Source organism: Streptomyces sp. CO7 (assembly GCF_053474865.1).
Genome location: NZ_JBRIOU010000007.1, coordinates 1 through 3,089, shown reverse-complemented (window position 1 = coordinate 3,089; position 3,089 = coordinate 1). Strand labels below are relative to the sequence as shown.

Annotated in this window: 4 protein-coding genes; all 4 read left to right on the top strand. The window is 71.2% G+C overall.

Annotated features, from left to right (window positions below; translation table 11 throughout):
* The first annotated feature begins 25 nt into the window (after positions 1–25).
* Positions 26–937: a pyridoxal 5'-phosphate synthase lyase subunit PdxS gene (gene pdxS / locus ACOV8S_RS23730; RefSeq protein WP_448320433.1), complete on the top strand. Its 912-nt coding sequence runs from the start codon at positions 26–28 to the stop codon at positions 935–937.
* An 8-nt stretch (positions 938–945) separates the two neighbouring features.
* On the top strand, positions 946–1,563 hold the full coding sequence (pdxT, locus tag ACOV8S_RS23725; protein ID WP_448320141.1) for a pyridoxal 5'-phosphate synthase glutaminase subunit PdxT: 618 nt from the start codon (positions 946–948) through the stop codon (positions 1,561–1,563).
* A gap of 47 nt (positions 1,564–1,610) precedes the next feature.
* Positions 1,611–2,363 (top strand): YebC/PmpR family DNA-binding transcriptional regulator, encoded by a 753-nt coding sequence (locus ACOV8S_RS23720; RefSeq protein ID WP_351112263.1) that lies wholly within the window; start codon positions 1,611–1,613, stop codon positions 2,361–2,363.
* A 158-nt stretch (positions 2,364–2,521) separates the two neighbouring features.
* Positions 2,522–3,089, top strand: a 568-nt coding sequence (ruvC, locus tag ACOV8S_RS23715; protein WP_448320139.1) for a crossover junction endodeoxyribonuclease RuvC, incomplete at its 3' end; no start/stop codon positions are given.

Below are 3,089 nucleotides of genomic sequence, written 5' to 3'. Positions count from 1 at the left end.
CTCCCCACCCTTGTGAGGCATGACCATGTCCACCCTCAACGGCACCGAGTCCGCCCCCGTCACCGGCACCGCCCGCGTCAAGCGCGGCATGGCCGAGCAGCTCAAGGGCGGCGTCATCATGGACGTCGTCACCCCTGAGCAGGCGAAGATCGCCGAGGACGCCGGCGCGGTCGCCGTGATGGCGCTGGAGCGGGTTCCGGCCGACATCCGCAAGGACGGCGGTGTGGCCCGGATGTCCGACCCGGACATGATCGAGGGCATCATCGACGCCGTCTCGATCCCCGTGATGGCCAAGTCCCGCATCGGCCACTTCGTCGAGGCACAGGTGCTGCAGGCGCTCGGCGTCGACTACATCGACGAGTCCGAGGTGCTGACCCCGGCCGACGAGGTCAACCACTCCGACAAGTGGGGCTTCACCACCCCCTTCGTCTGCGGCGCGACCAACCTGGGTGAGGCGCTGCGCCGGATCTCCGAGGGCGCGGCGATGATCCGCTCCAAGGGCGAGGCCGGCACCGGCAACGTCGTCGAGGCGGTCCGCCACCTGCGCCAGATCAAGGGCGACATCTCCCGCCTGCGCGGCCTGGACGAGCACGAGCTGTACGCCGCCGCCAAGGAGCTGCGCGCCCCCTACGAGCTGGTCCGCGAGGTCGCCCAGCTGGGCAAGCTGCCGGTGGTGCTGTTCTCGGCCGGCGGCGTCGCCACCCCGGCGGACGCGGCGCTGATGCGCCAGCTCGGCGCCGAGGGCGTCTTCGTCGGCTCCGGCATCTTCAAGTCGGGCGACCCGGCCAAGCGCGCCGCGGCCATCGTCAAGGCCACCACCTTCTACGACGACCCCAAGGTGATCGCGGACGCCTCCCGCAACCTGGGCGAGGCCATGGTCGGCATCAACTGCGACGTGCTCCCCGAGTCGGAGCGCTACGCCAACCGCGGCTGGTGACACCGCAGATGACGACGGAGCACGACCGTCCCGTGATCGGCGTCCTGGCCCTGCAGGGCGACGTCAGGGAACACCTCGCGGCGCTGGAACAGGCCGGCGCCGCGCCGGTCGCGGTCCGCCGCCCGCAGGAGTTGGCCGCCGTCGACGGCCTGGTCCTGCCGGGCGGGGAGTCGACCGTGATCTCCAAGCTGGCCGAGATGTTCGGGCTGCTCGAGCCGCTGCGCGAGCGGGTGCGGGCCGGGATGCCGGTGTACGGGACCTGCGCCGGGATGATCCTGCTCGCCGACCGGATCGCCGATCCGCGCTCGGGCCAGCAGAGCGTCGGCGGCATCGACATGACGGTGCGCCGCAACGCCTTCGGACGGCAGAACGAGTCCTTCGAGGCGCCGCTGGAGATGACCGGCGTGGCGGGCGATCCGGTGACCGGGGTGTTCATCCGCGCGCCCCTGGCCGAGAAGGTCGGACAGGACGTGGAGGTGCTCGCCCGGCACGAGGGCGCCGTGGTCGCGGTGCGTCAGGGCGACGCCCTGGCCACCGCGTTCCACCCGGAGCTGACCGGCGACTTCCGGGTGCACGCGCTGTTCACCGAGATGGTGCGGGCGAAGCGGACAGCGGGAGCCTTGTAGGATCTCTGCCGTTCGTAGGTGATGGGTTACGCGAAGGAGACAGGCAGATGTCCGGCCACTCTAAATGGGCCACGACGAAGCACAAGAAGGCCGTCATCGACGCCAAGCGCGGCAAGCTCTTCGCGAAGCTGATCAAGAACATCGAGGTCGCTGCGCGGACCGGCGGCGCCGACCCGGACGGCAACCCGACGCTGTTCGACGCCATCCAGAAGGCGAAGAAGTCGTCGGTCCCGAACAAGAACATCGACTCCGCGGTCAAGCGCGGCGCGGGCCTCGAGGCCGGCGGCGCCGACTACGAGACGATCATGTACGAGGGCTACGGCCCGAACGGTGTCGCGGTGCTCATCGAGTGCCTCACCGACAACCGCAACCGTGCCGCCTCCGACGTGCGGGTCGCCATGACCCGTAACGGCGGCTCGATGGCCGACCCCGGTTCGGTGTCGTACCTCTTCAACCGCAAGGGCGTGGTGATCGTCCCCAAGGGCGAGCTCTCCGAGGACGACGTCCTCGGCGCGGTCCTGGACGCGGGCGCCGAGGAGGTCAACGACCTCGGCGAGACCTTCGAGGTCATCAGCGAGGCCACCGACCTGGTCGCGGTCCGCACCGCCCTCCAGGAGGCCGGCATCGACTACGACTCGGCCGACGCCAACTTCGTCCCGACCATGCAGGTCGAGCTGGACGAGGACGGCGCGCGCAAGATCTTCAAGCTGATCGACGCGCTCGAGGACAGCGACGACGTGCAGAACGTCTACGCCAACTTCGACGTCTCCGACGAGGTCATGGAGAAGGTCGACGCCTGAGAGGCGTCACCTGTGCACGGCGCTGCGGCGGGTCGGCGGGACGGACACGTTCCCCCGGCCCGCCGTTCGCTTCGGCCCTCCTGTCGGTGCGGCGCGATAGCCTTCCTGCCTGCGGGAACAGGTGAACGAACGCGGGAACGAGCCAGGAGGCGAACGCTGTGCGGGTACTGGGGGTGGACCCGGGACTGACCCGGTGCGGCGTCGGCGTGGTCGAAGGGGTCGCCGGGCGGCCGCTGACCATGCGCGGCGTCGGCGTGGTCCGCACGCCCGTGGACGCCGAGCCCGCGATACGGCTGGTCGCCCTGGAGCAGGGGCTCGAGCGGTGGCTGGACGAGTACCGGCCCGAGTTCGTCGCCGTGGAGCGGGTCTTCGCCCAGCACAACGTCAGCACCGTGATGGGCACCGCCCAGGCCAGCGCCGTCGCCATGGTCTGCGCGGCCCGGCGGGGCATCCCCGTCGCGCTGCACACCCCCAGCGAGGTCAAGGCCGCCGTCACCGGCAGCGGCCGCGCCGACAAGGCGCAGGTCGGGGCCATGGTCACGCGCCTGCTGCGGCTGGACGCGCCGCCCAAGCCGGCCGACGCGGCGGACGCGCTGGCACTGGCCATCTGCCACATCTGGCGGGCTCCGGCGCAGAACCGCCTCCAGATGGCGGTGGACCGGCAGGCACTGCGCAACCAGCACACCACCCGCACCCTCGGCCGCCCCCGCCCGGCCAGGGCAAGGC

Bases quoted from the DNA above. Each gene is read 5' to 3' on its own strand.
- pdxT (WP_448320141.1), top strand. From the start codon at position 946: ATGACGACGGAGCACGACCGTCCCGTGATCGGCGTCCTGGCCCTGCAG.
- ACOV8S_RS23720 (WP_351112263.1), top strand. From the start codon at position 1,611: ATGTCCGGCCACTCTAAATGGGCCACGACGAAGCACAAGAAGGCCGTC.
- pdxS (WP_448320433.1), top strand. From the start codon at position 26: ATGTCCACCCTCAACGGCACCGAGTCCGCCCCCGTCACCGGCACCGCC.